Below are 17,151 nucleotides of genomic sequence, written 5' to 3' on the forward strand. Positions count from 1 at the left end.
GATAAGGGTTGGATTGTTATCAGAACACTGACCCTCTGAACAGCGACCAGGTTCAGGAAAACAATTCAGGTCCGCCCCGATTCAGCCACTCCCTGGGGCTCGCGCCCACCTTGCGGCGGAAGGCCCGCGCCAGGGCCGACGGGCTCTCGTAACCCACCTCGTCGGCAATCAGGGCAATGGGGCGCCCCTCGCGCAGGCGCTTCTGCGCAAGGCTCACGCGCCAGCTCACCAGGTAGTCCGCCGGAGTGATGCCCACTACCTCGCGGAACTGCGCAGCGAAGCTGGCACGCGACATGTTCGCTACCTCGGCCAGCTCGGCCACTGACCAGGGTTTGGCCGGGCTGTCGTGCATCTGGGTGATCGCCCGCGCCAGGCGCGGATTCGCCAGCCCCGCCAGCATGCCGCTGGAAATGCCACCGGTATCCATCAGGTGCCGCAGCAACTGGATGACCATCAGCTCGAACAGCCGGTTGAGGATGGCTTCCTTGCCGCAGTCGTCGCCGAACGCCTCGCTGAACAGCCAGTCGACGATGCCATTCACGCTGGGCACGGCGCCGAGGGGCAACAGCATGTGCGCCGGCAGTGCCCGCGACAGCGGGTTGTCGATTCCGCCGTCGAAGTCCAGGGTGGCACACACCAGATCGGCGTGATCATCTTCGGTGGCGGTCAATCGGTGGGCAAAGGGCCCGCCGATCAGTACCAGGCTCGGCACTTCGATGCCAATGCTGCCGCCCTCTTCCGAATCCAGGGTCGCGCGCCCGGAACGCAGCAAATGCACATAGCCACGAGGTTCGTCTGCCCCGTACGAGGCGACGCCGCAGAACCTGCCGCTTTGGAACGTCGAGGCATGCAGGCTGAAGTACCCCAGCAGCGCTGACAGTCGGTCCATGGGCCACTCCTCATACATTTAGACGATCTGTTGCATAACTTGGACGATTTGAATCCAAAGCACCAGCTCATCTCCGTAGCATTCCCTCCAGGCCTTAACGGCAGCCCCAGCCCGCTACCTGATGGAGAATCCCCATGAGCACCGTCACGATGTACACCACCAGCCACTGCCCTTACTGCCGGAACGCCAAGGCCCTGCTGGCACGCAAGGGGGCGGCCGCCACCGAGATCGATATCGAGTCCGACCCGCGTCTGCTGTTGGAGATGATGGAAAGGACCGGGCGCCGCACGGTGCCACAGATATTCATTGGCGATTGCCACGTCGGCGGCTTCGACGACCTGGCCGCGCTGGAGCGCCAGGGCGAATTGACAGCACTGCTGGCCCATTAACGACACGGCGGAGGTGAAGCTGCTTCACCTCCGCCTTTTTTCACCCCTGCAGAATGGTCTGATTCTGCCTAGCCCAGCTGATCGATCATCACCGAGTTGGTGTACACCAGGCTGCCGTCGCTCTCACGATGCCCCACCAGGTGGAAGTGGCCGCGTTCGTCGCCCTTGCTCAGGTAGACGCGGAATTGCAGGTCCGAAAGCGTGCCGCACTCTGACGGCGTGACCAGCTCCATGTGTTCCATGTCGGCGTCGAACATCATGTCCGGCTCATGGGTCTTTTGCAGTCGCTCCTCCGCTTCTTCGAGCCGCAAATGGTCGGCGTCGTTGACGTGGAAGTGCAGCTCCCCCATCGGAATGGACTTTTCCGCACCCTGGGGTTTGCACCAGCTTTTAATGGTCAAGGTATTCATCTGACAACCTCCTGACATGGGGCGTTGCCGCACCAGATGTTCAATCAGCAGTTTAGACAAAGCCCGCCGGGAGAATGCGTCAGTGATCGACCAAAGCCGCGTACCGCAAGGGCTTCAGGCATTCACAAAAGTTTCAGATGCTATAATTTTCCAGTGAAAGAACCATGAATTTTCACCCATGGTTCCAACATAACCAGCAGGCATAAACCCAGCTGTTACGGGAGACGGCATACCACTTCGAACAAGAATCCGGAGGTGTGTCATGAATCGGCATTACTACATCAGCAACAACCTCGATGACCTGGAAACCCTCGAATCCGAACTCGAGGCCAACGGCATCAATACCGAGCAGATCCACGTGCTGAGCGACAAGGATGCCGATGTGGAACAGCACCATCTCCACGATGTGAATTCCTTCATGAAGCAGGATGTCGTCCACTCCGGTGAAGTCGGCGCGGTGATCGGTGTACCGCTTGCCGCCCTGATCCTCCTCGGAGCCTGGCTGGCGGGCTGGACCGAGACACCGGCAGGCTGGGTTCCGTTTGTGTTCCTGGCCATCGTGGTGCTGGGGTTCTGCATCTGGGAAGGCGGGTTCTTCGGCATCCAGGTGCCCAATGCGCACTTCCGCAACCTGAAGGAGAAGATGAAGGAAGGTGAACATATCTTCTTCGTGGATGTGGACCCGGACCAGGAATCCATCCTCGACCGCGTCATCAATCACCACCCGCAACTGCAATTGGCCGGCACGGGCTCGGCCTCACCGCACTGGATAGTCGCCTGGCTGCATCGCTGGCACCAGTTCAAGCGCACCATCTAAACCACCCCTCCCATCCCTCTCCCCCAAGGGAGAGGGATGATCCACACGCACGTCCTGCCGTAGGTTGGTCCGAGGAACGAGGCCCAACACCGCAGAGCCGGTGGATGGAAAAAGCGCCATCCACCCTACGGGCCAGCTTCGTTGACCAATAGCGAATGGATCGCGGCCCTACTGCCCCAGGAACATTCCCCGGCTGAAGAACACGTAGTCCGCCTCGGCGACCATCAGCCCCACCAGCACCAGCAGGCACAAGGGCGGCACCAGGATGGCGTAGACCAGTGCCAGGCGCTCCCAGGCCATGTGCATGAAGATCGAGACGATCAGCCCTGCCTTCAGCAGCATCAGGATGACGATCATCGACCAGCGGAAGTACCCGGTGAAGTGGAAGTAGTCCACCAGGTACGACAGGGTGCTGAGGACGAACAGCAGCCCCCAAATCTTGAGGTACAGGCTGATCGGGTGTTGTTGACCTTCCGCGTGCGCCATCTCATCTCTCCCCTGCTCTACCACAGGTAGAAGAACGCGAAGATGAATACCCAGACCAAGTCCACGAAGTGCCAGTAGAGCCCGGCGATTTCGACGATCTGGTAGTTCCCGCGCTTCTCGTAATCCCCCCGCAGCACCTTGAACGCCACAATGCTGAGATAGATCACCCCAATCGAGACGTGCAACCCGTGGAAGCCGGTGATCATGAAGAAACAGGCACCGAATTGCGCCGCCCCCATGGGGTTACCCCAGGGCCGCACGCCTTCGGCGATCAGCTTGCTCCACTCGAAGGCCTGCATGCTAACGAAAGTGGCGCCGAAGGCTGCAGTGGCCAGCATCAACGCCGCGCAACGCACGCGGTCGCGGCGATAGGCGAAGTTCACCGCCATGGCCATGGTGCCGCTGCTGCTGATGAGCACGAAGGTCATGATGGCGATGAGGATCAACGGGATGCTCGCGCCACCGATGGTCAGCGCGAAGACCTCGCTGGGGTTCGGCCAGGTGGCAGTGGTGCTGATACGGACCGACATATAGCCGGTGAGGAAGCAGGAGAAGATGAAGGTGTCGCTGAGCAGGAAGATCCACATCATCGCCTTGCCCCAGGGCACCTGCTTGAAGGCGTCGCGATCCGAGGACCAGTCCTGCGCTATGGCGCGCCAGGGCGATGGATTGGGTGATGTATTTGCCGCCGGGGTCTCCCGTGTCGTGATGGCCATGGCATCACCTCAGCCCGCAGAAGGCCGCGATGGCCTGGTAGGTTTCCGGCGTGCTGGTGAGCACCGCGAAGAGCACCAGCCACAGCCCCAGCAGGTAGTGCCAGTAGAAGGCACAGAGCGCCATGCCGGTCTGCAGCTTTTCACCCGCCCCAAAGCGCAGCATGCGCCGGGCCACCATCGCCCAGGCCACCAGGCCGCCGGCCAGGTGCAGGCCATGCAGGCCGGTAAGCAGGTAGAAGAAGCTGTTGGCCGGGTTCCCCGACACCTTGAAGCCCCAGGCGGCGAACTGCTGCCAGACCCACAACTGGCCACCGAGGAAGGCCAGGGCGAACACGCCACCGAGCAGGAATGCCAGTGTGGCGTCGCCCATGCGCTCGCGGGCCATGGCCACCTTGGCCCATTGCAGGCAGGCACTGCCGATGCCCAGCAACGCGGTATTCACCCAGAGCATCCAGGGATGGGCCAGGGGCGCCAGAGGATCGGTCAGCGGGCGCCAGTCCGACACCTGGGAACGGGCGATGAAGGCCAGCAGGAACAACAGGAACAGCGACGTCACCACGCCAAGGAAGACACCCAGGCCGATTCTGGCGGTGCGGTCACGATCCTGAATGGGCGCTTCCGGCTGCTGAGCCTCACCCGGATTCCAGCCGCCCGTCCCACCGCCGTCGGCATGCTTCCAGAGTTGCGTGCTCATGGCCGTTTCTCCGTAGTCGTCGCCTTGCCATTGGCTTCGCGCAGGCTCTGCAGTTCCTCTTCCGAAACCGTCTGCGGCACGAAGTCCTGCTCCACGCCAGGCACACTGTAGTCATAGGCCCAGCGGTGCACCACCGGCAGTTTTTCGCCCCAATTGCCGTGCACTGGCGGCGTGTTTGGGGTCTGCCATTCGAGGCTGGTGGCCTTCCACGGGTTGCCCCCGGAGGGACGTCCCTTGAACAGACTCCAGGCCAGGTTGAAGAGGAACAGCAGCTGCGCCGCACCGACGATCAGCGCCGCCACCGTGATGAAGGCATTCAGGTCCTGGGCCGATTGCGGGATGAACTGATAGTCCGGGTAGGCGTAGTAACGCCGCGGCATGCCGAGGAACCCCAGGTAGTGCATGGGGAAGTAGATGGCGTAGGTGCCGAGGAAGGTGATCCAGAAGTGCAGCTTGCCGATCCGGTCGTCAAGCATCCGCCCGGTGATTTTCGGGTACCAGTGGTAGATGGAGCCGAACACCACCAGGATCGGCGCCACGCCCATCACCATGTGGAAGTGCGCCACCACGAAGTAGGTGTCCGAGAGCGGGATGTCGACGATCACGTTGCCGAGGAACAGCCCGGTCAGACCTCCCACCAGGAAGGTGACGATGAAGGCCAGGGCGAAGAGCATCGGCACCGTCAGGTGGATGTCGCCATGCCAGAGGGTCAGGGTCCAGTTGTAGACCTTGAGGGCGGTGGGCACGGCGATCACCAGGGTGGTGATGGCGAAGAAGAAGCCGAAGTACGGGTTCATGCCGCTGACGTACATGTGGTGCGCCCAGACCACGAAACTGAGCACGCCGATGGCGATGATCGCCCAGACCATCATGCGGTAGCCGAAGATGTTCTTGCGGGCGTGGGTACTGATCAGGTCCGAGACCAGCCCGAACGCCGGCAAGGCGACGATGTACACCTCCGGGTGGCCGAAGAACCAGAAGAGGTGCTGGAACAGGATCGGGCTACCGCCCTGGTGGTTCATCGGCTGCCCCATGGAGATCAGCGCCGGCATGAAGAAGCTGGTCCCCAGTAGCCGGTCGAAGAGCATCATCACCGCGCTGACAAACAAGGCCGGGAAGGCCAGCAGCGCGAGGATGGTCGCCATGAAGATGCCCCACACCGAAAGCGGCATGCGGAACAGCGTCATGCCGTGGGTGCGCGCCTGCAGCACGGTGGTCACGTAGTTCAGGCCGCCCATGGTGGCGGCGACGATGAACACCGCCAGGGACACCAGCATCAGCACGATGCCCCACTCTGTGCCCGGCGTGCCCTGGGTGATGGACTGGGGTGGATAGAGGGTCCAGCCCGCGCCGGTAGGCCCGCCCGGCACGAAGAAACTGGCCAGCAGGATCAGCACCGAAACCAGGTAGAACCAGTAGCTGAGCATGTTGACGTAGGGAAAGACCATGTCCCGCGCGCCCACCATCAGCGGGATCAGGTAATTGCCGAAACCGCCGAGGAACAGCGCCGTGAGCAGGTAGATCACCATGATCATCCCGTGCATGGTCATCGCTTGGTAGTAGGTGCTGGGGTCCATGAACTCCAGGCTGCCGGGGAATCCGATCTGCATGCGCATCAGGCCGGACAGCACCAGCGCGATCAGACCGACAAAGATCGCGGTCAGCGAATACTGGATGGCGATGACCTTGTGGTCCTGGCTCCAGATGTAGCGGGTCAGGAAACTCTTGGGCTCGTGCAGGACATCGGCTTCGGCGTGCTCGACATGGGCCATCGGACTACCTCCGTAAATTCGGAGTCCCTCTGGGTTTACGGCGCCTGTTCCTGGTTCTTGGCGTCGGAATTCGCCCTGGACTTGATGAAGGCGATCAGTGCGGCCAGTTCCTGGTCGCTGGGGGTGAAGGCCGGCATCACCGGCGCGAACCCCTGGACGAGCTTGGCGGCGGGAGCCCGTACGGACTCCTGGAGGTAGGCGTCGTCCGCCTCGACCTGGCTGCCATCGGCCAGGGTCACGCGGTGTCCATACAGGCCTTGCCAGCTGGGGCCCACGCCCTTGCTGCCGTCGAGGCTGTGGCAAGCCAGGCAACCGAGAGACTGGGCAAGTTGCTGGCCCTGCTCCACGGCATCGCCACCCGCCCCGGAAACGCCCTGCGCGGGCTGCCCGGCTGCGCTCAGCGACTGGATGAAAGCGACCAGGGCGGCCAGCTCATCCTGGGTGAAAGTATAGGGCACCATCACCGGCGGAAAGCCCTGCACAAGCCGGGCGCGGGGGTCGAGGATGGACTCCTTCAGGTAGGCGTCATCCACCTTCACGCTGCTGCCGTCCGCCATCTTTTCCTCGCGGCCGTAGAGGTCTTTCCAGCCCGGCCCGAGACTCTCGCTTCCATCCTGGCTGTGACAGGCACGACAGCCGTGGGTTTCCGCCAGTTGTCGGCCCTTCTCGGCCAGGCCGCCCTGGTCGGATTTACTGGCGCTGGCCAGGGTCTGGGCGAAGGTGGGCTGCGCAGCCAGCCACTGGTCGAAGGCCTGCACCGGCTCGACCCGCATCATCCCGCGCATGTTGAAGTGCCCGACTCCGCAGAACTCGGCGCAGAGAATCTCGTACTGGCCGACCACCGTCGGGGTAAACCAGAAGTGCGAAACCATGCCGGGGACCATGTCCATCTTTCCGCGTATCTGCGGGATGTAGAAGTTGTGCAGCACATCCTTCGAGCGCAGCAGCACCTTCACCGGACGGTCCAGGGGCAGGCGTACCTCATTGCTGCGGATCAGCACATCGTCCTGGCCGAGCGGGTCGTCAGGGTCCAGCCCGAGGGGGTTGCCGGCGTCGACCCACTTCACGTCGGCACGGCCGAGCTGGCCGTCCTGGCCGGGAAAGCGGAAGGCCCACTGCCATTGCTGGGCGACCACCTCCAGTGGGTAGGCATCCTTGGGAACGTGGACGAAATCGCTGTACACCACCAGCCCCGGCGCCAGCATGCCGATGATGCCGATCGAGGTGGCGACGATCAGCCACAACTCCAGCTTGCGGCTCTCCGGCTCGTAGCGGGCACGCCGGCCTTCGCGGTGTCGGAAACGGATGATCGCCACCACCATGAAGCCGACGATGGCAACGAAGAACACGCCGCAGATGACCAGGGTGATGAATAGCGTGGTGTCGATGGAGCCCCAATTGGACGCGGCCGGGGTCAGGTGCCAGGGCGCCAGGAGATGAAAGAGGATGGAAACGACAACGATGAGAGCCAAGATGATTGCAATCGCCATGTTCCCGTCGCCTCGTTCCTGATGCTCGTGCGCGGGTGGGGCGTGCGACGGTCATCGGCAGTGCATGTGCTTCACATTCCGGCCTCCGGTCGTGCCGGAAGTTCGGTGCCTGTCCCCCAAATGGCAAAGTTGGTGGCAAGTATAGTCGCTGGCGCAGACCTGCCTGCCCTTCCAAACCTATTTCTGGTCGAGCACTGGGTTACACTCCGGCGCTGATAGATGAACGCAATAAGCTCATTTCCTTCATCTATCAAAAGACCGTTCATACCTTTTTCAGAAAAGAGGCTTGCTCGTGGAGAACGATCGTTCTACCATCTCTCACATGGACAGCAAATCAACTTCCGATGTCAGAGAAAGACTTCTCGAAACCACCGAAGACCTGATCTACAGGAATGGTATCCACGCCACTGGCATGGATCTCCTGGTCAAGACTTCAGGTGTTTCGAGGAAGAGTATCTATAAATACTTCGGAACCAAGGACGAACTGGTAGCAGAGGTATTGAGAAAGCGCGACGAGCGCTGGATGGACTGGTTCAGGACCGAAGTCGAAAGGGCCGAAACGCCCGAGGCACGACTGCTGGAGATCTTCAGCGTGCTCAAGGGCTGGTTCGAGTCGAGCGGCTTCCGGGGCTGCGCCTTCATCAATACCGCAGGTGAGACGGGTGATCCGCAGGACCCTGTCCGCCTGGTTGCCAAAGAGCACAAAGAGAAGTTGCTCGGTTTCGTACAGGAGATTTGCCAGCAATATGGCGCCGCCGATCCGGATGCCCTGGCCAGGCAGTTACTGGTCCTGATCGACGGAGCCATTACCGTTGCCCATGTTCTCGGTGATTTCACTTCCGCAGATAGTGCGAAGGAAGTAGCGCGCACTCTTCTGGTGAAGTAAGAAAGTTATCGAGCGGGCAACTTCAAACTTTGAACCTCTATCTGTATTGGAGACTATCCATGTCCTCTAACGCTGAAGTTCGTCCGCCGCTTCCACCTTTCACCCGTGATTCGGCCATCCTGAAAGTGCGCCTGGCCGAGGATGGCTGGAACAGCCGCGATCCGGAGAAGGTCTCGCTCGCCTATACCCTGGACACCAAGTGGCGCAACCGCGCGGAGTTCGCCTTCAACCGCGCCGAAGCCAAGGCCTTCCTCACCCGCAAGTGGGCCAAGGAACACGAGTACCGGCTGATCAAGGAACTCTGGGCCCACTCCGACACCCGCATCGCCGTGCGTTATGCCTATGAATGGCATGACGACTCGGGCAACTGGTTCCGCTCCTACGGCAACGAGAACTGGGAGTTCGACGAGAACGGCCTGATGTTCAACCGCTACGCCTGCATCAACGACCTGCCCATCAAGGAATCCGAGCGCAAGTTCCGCTGGCCCCTGGGCCGTCGCCCTGACGATCACCCGGGGCTGTCCGAACTGGGTCTCTGACCTCCCCGCTAGCGGACGCGGCGCCCAACAGGTGCCGCGTTTCTTCATCGATGCCGTCTATGCCTGCTGCACAGAATCCCTCACTCCACGCACGCGCCGATAAACAGCATCGATGACCCGGTCATCCATAGCGATTGGACGTAACGCCCGCCGCAGCCTTAGCTTTCGCTTCACGAATCGCCTGGCGTCCCTATCCGATGATCGTCCGTCCCAAACCCAACCTGCTGATAATCCTCACCGCGCTGAAGGGCTCCATCGCACGGCACATTGCCCTGCGCACATTGCTGATCACCCTGCTCTCCTGCCTCATCGTGGTCGTCGAGCGCCTGCATCCAGGCTGGTTCACCAGGATCAACGCCATGCCCTTCACCCTGCTCGGGCTGGCGTTGTCGATCTTCCTCAGCTTTCGCAACAACGCGTGCTACGACCGTTGGTGGGAGGGCCGAAAAGCCTGGGGACAGATCATCATCGAAGTCCGTTCCTTCATCCGCCAGAGCGTGGCCATCAACGATGCGCACGCGCGCGAAGCACTGCTGCGCGAACTGTGTGGATTCGCCCACGCGCTCAATGCCCGACTTCGCGGCGAAGATGAACTGGCTGCCGCACTACCGTGGCTGAGCGACACGCCTGACGCCTATGGGATCAACACCAGTGACGGCCTGCTGCGGCGGATCGGCGGCCAATGCGCTCAACTGGCCAGCCAGGGACAGATCAACGAGTGGCGCTACACCTTGCTCGAAACGCGCCTGTCCGGCCTCAGCTGCGCCCAGGCCACCTGCGAGCGGATCAAGAACACGCCGCTCCCCTTCCCCTATACGCTGCTGCTCCACCGCACCAGCTACATCTTCTGCCTGCTGCTGCCCTTCGCCATGGCCGGGACCCTTGGCTGGCTGACGCCGATCATCACCATCATCGTCGCCTACACCTTCTTCGGCCTGGATGCCATCGGCGATCAGCTTGAAGACCCGTTCGGACGCGATGAGAACGACCTGGCCACAGACTCGATGGTGCGCACCCTGGAGCGGGAAATCCTCGATGCGCTCGGTCAGCGTGACCTGCCGCCGCCGCTGGAACCGGTGGACCATGTCCTCACCTGATGCTGCTCAGGGCGCCACGTAGGGCTCGATGAACCAGCAGCCCAGCAGCTCATCCAGGCGCTTGCCGTCGCTCAGGCGGCGAAACAGTCCAGGCGTCATCCAGGGTGCATGTCCATCCACATTGGGCGCCCCGCGTCCGTCCTTGAGATCCTGGATCAACAGCGTGCGGGTCTCGAATGAGATCCGCGTGAGTCCGCTGCTGTTGCCCACGCCTGCGTGAGCGTGGGCACCGGAGAACGCGATCAGCTCACCGGGCTCGATCAGCACCGGCACGCCCTGCTCCTCCGGTTCCGCCAGCAGATGCGGAATGGCCTCATCGGCATCGACCGAGTTGCGCCCGTCGCGATGGGAGCGCTGCAGGATCGCCTGCATGTCGAAACCCGCGCTGGTGTTCGGCAATGGTTTGCGCCACAGGCCGGGATAGATCGCGAAGGTGCGCTCCTCCGTGATCGGGTAGATGGGCGCCCACCAGTTGGTCTGGCTGTAGAGATTGGAACCCCAGGTGTCCCGGTGGAAGGCAATGGTGGCGGTGGTCCGCGCTCGGGGCACCGGCTGACCGGGCTCCTGGTGAGGCTGGAAGCGCAGATGCAAGCGGTCGCAGGCCAATCGATCCGGGTCGAAGCCCATGCCTGCCAGCAACTCACACCACAGCCGGCGCACCTCGGGCGACGTCGCGAACTCCCGCTGGCATCGTTCGAACCAACGCGCCTGCTCGGCGTGTGACAGGTGCAGATGAATCTCCTCCGGACGGAACGGCTGCAACCGGGCCTCCAGCAGCTCCTGGCTGAAAGCCACCAGCGCTGCCATGGCCGGCAAGCGTTCGAAGCGCAGGATCTCCCCGGCGTAGATGCGTGACTGAAAAACGTGGGGTTCCAAGGGGGTGGCGAGTGTGCTGTACATAGGACTCCATCCTGGGTCGGCGGAGTCTGGACTCTAGAAGCAGGTCGCGGACGAAAACAGCGGCAGAGTCGGGGGCGAAATACGGATCAGAACAACGCCACCGACGGCTGGTCGCCAGCAAGCCGGCAACAGCTTCCCATCCGACTAGGCTTGGCGATTGCCCAACCCATTTTTCGAGGACGCCTGCCATGCCTGCCAAGCCCAATATCCTGCTGGTCCACGGCGCCTGGGGCGATGCCTCGCACTGGCGCTACCTGATACCCCTGCTGCTCGACGCCGGATACCCGGTCCGCGCGGTGCAGAACCCGCTCACCTCCCTGGCCGACGACGTGGCGCGCACCCGCAAGCTGGCCGAATCCCTCGGCGGACCGACGTTGTTGGTGGGCCATTCCTATGGCGGTGCGGTGATCTCGGGAGCCGGACACGCGGCCAATGTGGTCGGTCTGGTATTCGTGGCCGCCTTCGCGCCGGATGAAGGTGACAGCCTGGGCGGAATCTTCGCCCGAGCCGAACCGCCGCAAGGCGCCGGCGGCATCCGCCCTGATCCGGAAGGCTTCCTCTGGTTGGCGGGCGATAGCTTCCACGCCAACTTCTGCGCAGACCTGCCCGAGCGGGACGCCCAAGTCATGGCGGTCACCCAGAAACCCATTGCCGCGCGCTGCTTCGAAGACAAGGCCGGAGCGCCGGCCTGGCGCGGCAAACCCAGCTGGTATCAGGTGTCCTCAGGCGACCACATGATCCCGCCTGCTACCCAGGCCTGGATGGCCGAACGCATCCAGGCGAGGAAAACCATCACCCTGGATGCCAGCCACGCATCGCTGGCATCGCGGCCCGGGGAGATATTCGCGTTGATCGAAGAAGCGGCGAAATCGCTGTAGCCGCGCTTCACCCATTCATCGGCGCATCGGGATTGTTGATCGCATAGAGGTAACAGTCCGCCATGCTGTGGTCACCCGCAAAGCTGGAGTAGCTGGCTGTGAAGGTCACGGCCAGCCCCAGGTGCTGGTAGACCCAGGAATCGGTCACGCCCGGCGGGACTTCGGGCACCAGGTCGCTGTCGTTGACCACCCGGTAGGTGGGGATGTTCACGCCGTTGTAGTAGGCGGCGAAGCTGGGGTCGACCACTCGCGGGCTGGCGAAGTTGTAGTGCTGCAGCGGCTGGTCCGGCCACTGGGTGTGCAGGTCGAGCACCGCCAGGCTGGACAGCGCGCTGCCCAGGCTGTGGCCGCAGACCCAAAGATTGCCGCCGGGCTGAAGGCCATCCAGCGCTTGCAGGGCCTGATCGCGCAGGGAGGTGTAGAGCTTCAGGAACCCCGCGTGCACCTGGCCGACGCCCGGCTGCCACGGATAGGCAGCCTGCTTGGCGTCCAGGTCATCCACCCAATCCTGGGCCGATTCGGTGCCACGAAATACCAGGTAGACCGCTCCCGTGGGATCGCTGGCAGCAAAGCCGAAAGGCTCGGACTCGTTGATGTATTTCAGCTCGCTGAGAATGCTCCAGACCGGCGCGGAGAAACTCCACCCGCTCATGCTCGGCGCCTGCCAGTTGAAGTCCGAAGGTTTGCGCGGTTTGTCCTGTTGCAGCCATTGCTCGTACTGGTCGTAGGCCGCCTCCACCAGGTCGGCGCATTGCAGGGCCTGGGAAAGGGAAAACGCAGAGGGGAAGTACATCGGAAGACTGGGCATGATGGCCTCCTTGCCTGTGGGAATGGCTACCCACTCTAGTCGATGCCCGGCTGACGTAAAGCCGCGCCCTGGCACAGGGTGACCACCGGCAACGCCTTTACTCCTGTGCAGCCATCACTAGAATCGCCTGAATCCTAGAGCAGGATTCAGTAATGAAGCCCGTATCCGCCGCCGACCTGAACGTCTTCCTCAGCATCGCCGCCCACCTCAGCTTCAGCCGCGCGGCTGTCGAACTCGGGCTTTCCCCTTCAGCCCTCAGCCACGCCCTGCGCGCCCTGGAAGAGCGACTCGGGGTGCGCCTGTTCAACCGCACCACCCGCAGCGTCGCCCTCACCGAGGCCGGCGAACGCCTGTACGCCCGCATCAAACCGGCCTTCCGCGATATCGACGACGCCCTGGAGGACCTCAACCAGTTCCGCGACACGCCGTCCGGTACCCTGCGCATCAGTGCCGGCCGCGCTGCTGCGCAACTGGTACTGCTGCCGCTGGCGAGTCGTTTTCTGGCGGCGTACCCGGATGTGACCCTGGAAGTCTCCGCCGATGATGCGCTGGTGGATGTGGTCTCCGCCGGCTACGACGCGGGCGTGCGCTTCGGCGAGCGGCTGGAGGCCGATATGGTGTCCCTGCCCATCGGGCCCTACATGCGTTCGGTGGTGGTGGCGTCACCGGACTTCTTCGAACACCATCCCGTGCCACGCAAACCCGAGGACCTCCACGGTCTGCCCTGCATCCGCCATCGATTTCCCAGCGGCAACTTCTACCGCTGGGAATTCGAGCGCGGCGCCATGCAACTGGAGATCGAAGTGGACGGCCCCCTCACCCTCGGCGACGTCGGTCTGATGGTCGGCCCGGCGTTGCAAGGCGTTGGGCTGGCTTACGTGTTCGAAGAGATGGTGGCCGAGTACATCGCTGAAGGACGTCTCGTGCAGGTACTGGAAGACTGGTGCCCCTACTACTCCGGCCTGCACCTCTATTACCCCAGCCGGCGCCAGGTACCGGCGGTGCTCAAGGCCTTCATCGAGTTCGCGCGGGCGGCGCGGCAATCCTGATGGTGCGAAACAGAGAGGCCGAGCCCGGAGGCTCGGCCTTCTGCAAATCGATCGATCAGTCCGTAGGGTGGAAATCGCTTTTCATTTCCACCATTCGATCCCACCCCAGCCACCGATGGTGGACCGGTGAAACGTGGTCCACCCTACACGGCTACATGACATCCGCCGATCAGCGCAACGGCTGGCCCTTCATTTCCGGCATGCGGATGTAGACCACCAGGCTCACCAGGCTCACCGCCACCAGGTAGATCCAGAACAGATGGCCGTAACCGGCGCCCGAGATGGCGGTCATGATGTACGGCGAGGTGCCGCCGAACAGGGTGACCGACAATGCATAGGGCAAGGCGATGCCGGTGACCCGCACCTCAGCCGGGAACTGCTCGGCCATGGTCACGGCCGAGGCGGCGCCGAAGCCGGTCATGATCACCATGGAGACAGTCTGCAGCAGGGCCACTTCCGCCAGGCTGATGCCCTGGTACAGCAGGCCGAAACTCGGCCAGGCCCAGAGGATCGACGCGGCGGCGAAGGCGATCAGCATCGGCCGGCGACCAATGCGGTCAGCCAGCATCCCGGCCAGCGGCAGCAACAGCAGCGACACACCCACGGCGAAGACCCCGGCCAGCAGCGTTTCGCGGATCGGCATGCCGGTCACCAGATGAACCTGCGAGGGGTAGCTCACCATCCACACGTAATTGAGCAGGTTGCCCGCCATGGCCACGCCGATCACTCGCAGCACGTCCTTGCGGTGCTTGGTGAAGATGTCGCGGATCGGACGTTTCTCGACCGCCGCCTTCGCCACGCGGGACTTGAATACCTCTGTCTCCTTCACCGACAGACGAATCCAGAGGGTCAGCACGCCCATCAGCGCAGCGATGACGAACGCCACGCGCCAACCCCAGTCTTCCAGGGCCGTATCACTGCCCACCGAAGCCAGCACCACGCCGAGCAGGAAGGACACCAGGGTGCCGGCGTTGATTGCGAACCACTGCCAGGAGCCAGCGAAGGCGCGACGATTGGAGGGCGCGGACTCGATCAGGAAGGCCGACGCGGAACCGAACTCACCACCGGCGGAGAAGCCCTGGGTCAGGCGCGCCAGAATCAGGATGATCGGTGCCGCGATGCCGATGCTTTCGTAGTTGGGGCAGAGGCCGATCACCAGCGAGGCCACCGACATCAGCAAGATCGACAGGGTCAGGCCCTTCTTGCGGCCGTAGCGGTCGGCGAACACGCCGAGCACCGCGCCGCCGATGGGCCGCATGAGGAAACCGACGGCGAATACGGCCAGCACCGAGAGCAGCGCGGTCAGGCTGTTGCCCGCCGGGAAGAACTGCTTGGCGAGGATGGACGAGAAGGTGGCGTAGATCACCCAGTCGGTGTACTCGACTATGGTGCCCAGCGTGGCGGCCACGATGGCCTTCTTCTCGGTGCGCGTCAGTTTGTGGCCTTCGGCGGCCGTGGCGGCTGGGCTGATATCCGGCATGAGACCACCAATCGCACTATTGTCGTTATGCATTGCATCGCTCCCGTGAGCACACTTTTTGTTGTTGATCGCCCGAAGGCGTTCTCTTCTGGTTAGCGAGCAAGATGCAGCGCCACGAAGGGCCGGTGAAGCGAGATTTCCGCGCTGTTCGCTTGAGTTAAACGCAAGCTACAGCGCAGGGGCGGCGCCCGGTGCAGGCCAGGTGACGCTTGATATTTTTTCAAACCACGGAAGCTGAAAACTCCTTTGAAGGCACAGCGCCGAATGCCCAACCTGCCCCCAACGCCCGGGTCGACAAACAAGAACTGCACCCACTCATGATCCGGGCCTTGAACTGAGGAGACTCGAAGCATGTTCCTGAAAGTTGAGAGCTACATCGGTGGACGCTGCCTGGCGCCGGCTGGTGGTCGCTACGTCGACAAATTCGACCCGCGCACCAGCGAGAAGCTGGGCGAAGTCGCCAACAGCGGCCCCGAGGACGTGGAGCTCGCCATCCAGTCCGCCCAGGACGCGCTGCCCGCCTGGCGTGACATGCGCCCTTCCGAACGTGGCCGCATCCTGATCGAGCTGGCGCGCATCGTGCGCCGTAGCGAAGACCGCCTGGGCAAGCTGGAGAGCGCCGAGACCGGCAAGCCCGGCCGCGAGATGGCCACGCTCATGGACCTCACCGCGCAGTACTTTGAGTTCTATGCCGGGCTGGTCAACGCCATGGACGGGGAAGTGATCAACCAGGGCCCGAACTACCACGTCTACACCCGCCGCGACCCATTCGGCGTGATCGGCGCCATCCTGCCCTGGAACGCCCCGCTGCATCAGGCCGCGCGGGCTATCGCCCCGGCCCTGGCCACCGGCAACACCGTGGTCGCCAAGCCTTCTGAACACACCTCCGCATCGCTGGTGGAACTGGCGCGCATTGCCGTGGAAGAAGCCGGCCTGCCTGCCGGTGTGTTCAACGTGATCGTCGGCAAGGGCAGCGTCATCGGCCCGGTGATGGCGCGCCATCCGCTGATGCGCAAGATCTCCTTCACCGGCGGCATCACGGCGGGCCAGGAGCTGGGCCGCATCGCCGCCGAACGCATCCTGCCGTTGACCCTGGAGCTGGGTGGCAAGTCGGCCAATATCGTCTTCGACGACGCCGACCTCGACGCCGCCGCCAAGGGCGCCACCACCGCTTTTACCTGGAACAGCGGCCAATGGTGCTGCGCCGGTACCCGCCTGCTGGTGCATGAGAACATCCACGACCGCTTCGTCGAGAAGCTGGTGGCCGAGGTTGCCGCCCTGCGTGTCGGTCCGGACTTCCACTCCACCTCCGGGCCGATCACCACGAAGGCGCAGTTCGAGAAGATCCAGAGCTACTTCGAGATCGCCGAACGCGAGGGCCTGAAACCGGCCATCGGCGGCAAGGTGGCCAGCGGCGAAAACCTGGGCAAGGGCTGGTACATCGAGCCAACCGTCTACACCGGCGTGACCAACGACATGACCCTGGCCCGGGAAGAAATCTTCGGCCCCATCCTCTGCGTCATTCCCTTCAGGGACGAGGCCGATGCCCTGCGTATCGCCAATGACAGCGAGTTCGGCCTGGGCGCCGGCATCTGGAGCCGCGACATCGGCCGCGTGCATCGCATGGCGGCAGGCCTGGAAGCCGGGCGCATCGTCGTCAACGAGTACAGCGGCGGCTTCGTCCAGACGCCGTGCGGCGGTTTCAAGCAAAGCGGCTATGGCCGCGAGCAAGGCATCGACGCCCTTTCCCACTACACCCAGTTGAAGTCGGTGATCATCCGGCTCTGAAGCTGGCTCGCCAAAAGAAGAACCCCGCCTCGTGCGGGGTTTCTTTTATTTCAGTTCGTGGAA

18 protein-coding genes are annotated in these 17,151 nt (G+C 63.0%); 8 read left to right on the top strand and 10 right to left on the bottom strand.

The window, feature by feature from the left end:
• Positions 1 to 52: 52 nt before the first annotated feature.
• Positions 53 to 889 (bottom strand): AraC family transcriptional regulator, encoded by an 837-nt coding sequence (locus E8F06_RS23830; protein ID WP_280371682.1) that lies wholly within the window; start codon positions 887 to 889, stop codon positions 53 to 55.
• A gap of 134 nt (positions 890 to 1,023) precedes the next feature.
• Between E8F06_RS23830 and grxC the strand changes: the two genes are divergently transcribed.
• The gene (gene grxC, locus E8F06_RS23835; RefSeq protein WP_280371684.1) at positions 1,024 to 1,278 is read left to right on the top strand and encodes a glutaredoxin 3; all 255 of its coding nucleotides are present in this window, start codon (positions 1,024 to 1,026) and stop codon (positions 1,276 to 1,278) included.
• Positions 1,279 to 1,346: 68 nt separating this feature from the next.
• On the opposite strand, the gene E8F06_RS23840 is transcribed toward grxC, so the two are convergent.
• Positions 1,347 to 1,688, bottom strand: coding sequence for a hypothetical protein (locus E8F06_RS23840; protein WP_280371685.1), 342 nt, complete (start codon positions 1,686 to 1,688; stop codon positions 1,347 to 1,349).
• Between the two features lie 262 nt (positions 1,689 to 1,950).
• On the opposite strand from E8F06_RS23840, the gene E8F06_RS23845 reads away from it, so the two are divergent.
• The gene (locus E8F06_RS23845; protein ID WP_280371687.1) at positions 1,951 to 2,505 is read left to right on the top strand and encodes a magnesium transporter; all 555 of its coding nucleotides are present in this window, start codon (positions 1,951 to 1,953) and stop codon (positions 2,503 to 2,505) included.
• 168 nt (positions 2,506 to 2,673) lie between these two features.
• On the opposite strand, the gene E8F06_RS23850 is transcribed toward E8F06_RS23845, so the two are convergent.
• Genes E8F06_RS23850 through E8F06_RS23870 form a run of 5 tightly spaced genes read right to left on the bottom strand, consistent with a single transcriptional unit; the run spans position 2,674 to position 7,663 of the window.
• A complete protein-coding gene (locus E8F06_RS23850) occupies positions 2,674 to 2,991 on the bottom strand; it encodes a cytochrome C oxidase subunit IV family protein (RefSeq protein ID WP_190833640.1) in 318 nt (105 codons plus the stop codon).
• A gap of 17 nt (positions 2,992 to 3,008) precedes the next feature.
• Positions 3,009 to 3,707, bottom strand: coding sequence for a heme-copper oxidase subunit III family protein (locus E8F06_RS23855; protein ID WP_280371691.1), 699 nt, complete (start codon positions 3,705 to 3,707; stop codon positions 3,009 to 3,011).
• A 4-nt stretch (positions 3,708 to 3,711) separates the two neighbouring features.
• Complete coding sequence (locus E8F06_RS23860; RefSeq protein ID WP_280371693.1) at positions 3,712 to 4,401, bottom strand: cytochrome c oxidase subunit 3; 690 nt, start codon at positions 4,399 to 4,401, stop codon at positions 3,712 to 3,714.
• The gene (gene ctaD, locus E8F06_RS23865; protein ID WP_280371695.1) at positions 4,398 to 6,173 is read right to left on the bottom strand and encodes a cytochrome c oxidase subunit I; all 1,776 of its coding nucleotides are present in this window, start codon (positions 6,171 to 6,173) and stop codon (positions 4,398 to 4,400) included. Before ctaD ends, E8F06_RS23860 begins: the two co-directional genes overlap by 4 nt.
• Before the next feature lie 35 nt (positions 6,174 to 6,208).
• Positions 6,209 to 7,663, bottom strand: a complete 1,455-nt coding sequence (locus tag E8F06_RS23870) for a c-type cytochrome (RefSeq protein ID WP_280371696.1) — start codon at positions 7,661 to 7,663, stop codon at positions 6,209 to 6,211.
• A 322-nt stretch (positions 7,664 to 7,985) separates the two neighbouring features.
• Here E8F06_RS23870 and E8F06_RS23875 point away from each other — a divergent pair, with 322 nt between their 5' ends.
• The 3 genes from E8F06_RS23875 to E8F06_RS23885 all read left to right on the top strand — a co-directional run bounded on the left by E8F06_RS23875 (position 7,986) and on the right by E8F06_RS23885 (position 10,185).
• Positions 7,986 to 8,549, top strand: coding sequence for a TetR/AcrR family transcriptional regulator (locus tag E8F06_RS23875; RefSeq protein ID WP_280371888.1), 564 nt, complete (start codon positions 7,986 to 7,988; stop codon positions 8,547 to 8,549).
• Positions 8,550 to 8,608: 59 nt separating this feature from the next.
• A complete protein-coding gene (locus E8F06_RS23880; RefSeq protein WP_190833631.1) occupies positions 8,609 to 9,088 on the top strand; it encodes a nuclear transport factor 2 family protein in 480 nt (159 codons plus the stop codon).
• Between the two features lie 197 nt (positions 9,089 to 9,285).
• Complete coding sequence (locus E8F06_RS23885; protein ID WP_280371698.1) at positions 9,286 to 10,185, top strand: bestrophin family protein; 900 nt, start codon at positions 9,286 to 9,288, stop codon at positions 10,183 to 10,185.
• 6 nt (positions 10,186 to 10,191) lie between these two features.
• Here E8F06_RS23885 and E8F06_RS23890 read toward each other — a convergent pair whose 3' ends face one another.
• A complete protein-coding gene (locus E8F06_RS23890) occupies positions 10,192 to 11,085 on the bottom strand; it encodes a hypothetical protein (protein WP_280371700.1) in 894 nt (297 codons plus the stop codon).
• A gap of 188 nt (positions 11,086 to 11,273) precedes the next feature.
• Here E8F06_RS23890 and E8F06_RS23895 point away from each other — a divergent pair, with 188 nt between their 5' ends.
• Complete coding sequence (locus E8F06_RS23895; protein ID WP_280371702.1) at positions 11,274 to 11,963, top strand: alpha/beta hydrolase; 690 nt, start codon at positions 11,274 to 11,276, stop codon at positions 11,961 to 11,963.
• Between the two features lie 7 nt (positions 11,964 to 11,970).
• On the opposite strand, the gene E8F06_RS23900 is transcribed toward E8F06_RS23895, so the two are convergent.
• Positions 11,971 to 12,771: a lipase family protein gene (locus E8F06_RS23900; RefSeq protein WP_280371704.1), complete on the bottom strand. Its 801-nt coding sequence runs from the start codon at positions 12,769 to 12,771 to the stop codon at positions 11,971 to 11,973.
• Between the two features lie 152 nt (positions 12,772 to 12,923).
• On the opposite strand from E8F06_RS23900, the gene E8F06_RS23905 reads away from it, so the two are divergent.
• Positions 12,924 to 13,820 carry a LysR family transcriptional regulator gene (locus E8F06_RS23905; protein ID WP_280371706.1) on the top strand — a complete coding sequence of 299 codons (897 nt, stop codon included), beginning with the start codon at positions 12,924 to 12,926 and terminating at the stop codon, positions 13,818 to 13,820.
• A gap of 169 nt (positions 13,821 to 13,989) precedes the next feature.
• Here E8F06_RS23905 and E8F06_RS23910 read toward each other — a convergent pair whose 3' ends face one another.
• Positions 13,990 to 15,333 (bottom strand): MFS transporter, encoded by a 1,344-nt coding sequence (locus tag E8F06_RS23910; protein ID WP_179058852.1) that lies wholly within the window; start codon positions 15,331 to 15,333, stop codon positions 13,990 to 13,992.
• 318 nt (positions 15,334 to 15,651) lie between these two features.
• Between E8F06_RS23910 and E8F06_RS23915 the strand changes: the two genes are divergently transcribed.
• Positions 15,652 to 17,088 (top strand): aldehyde dehydrogenase family protein, encoded by a 1,437-nt coding sequence (locus E8F06_RS23915; protein WP_280371708.1) that lies wholly within the window; start codon positions 15,652 to 15,654, stop codon positions 17,086 to 17,088.
• The last annotated feature ends 63 nt before the right edge of the window (positions 17,089 to 17,151 follow it).

Origin of the sequence: Pseudomonas sp. BN411 (genome assembly GCF_029871235.1) — a bacterium.
Lineage (GTDB): Bacteria > Pseudomonadota > Gammaproteobacteria > Pseudomonadales > Pseudomonadaceae > Metapseudomonas.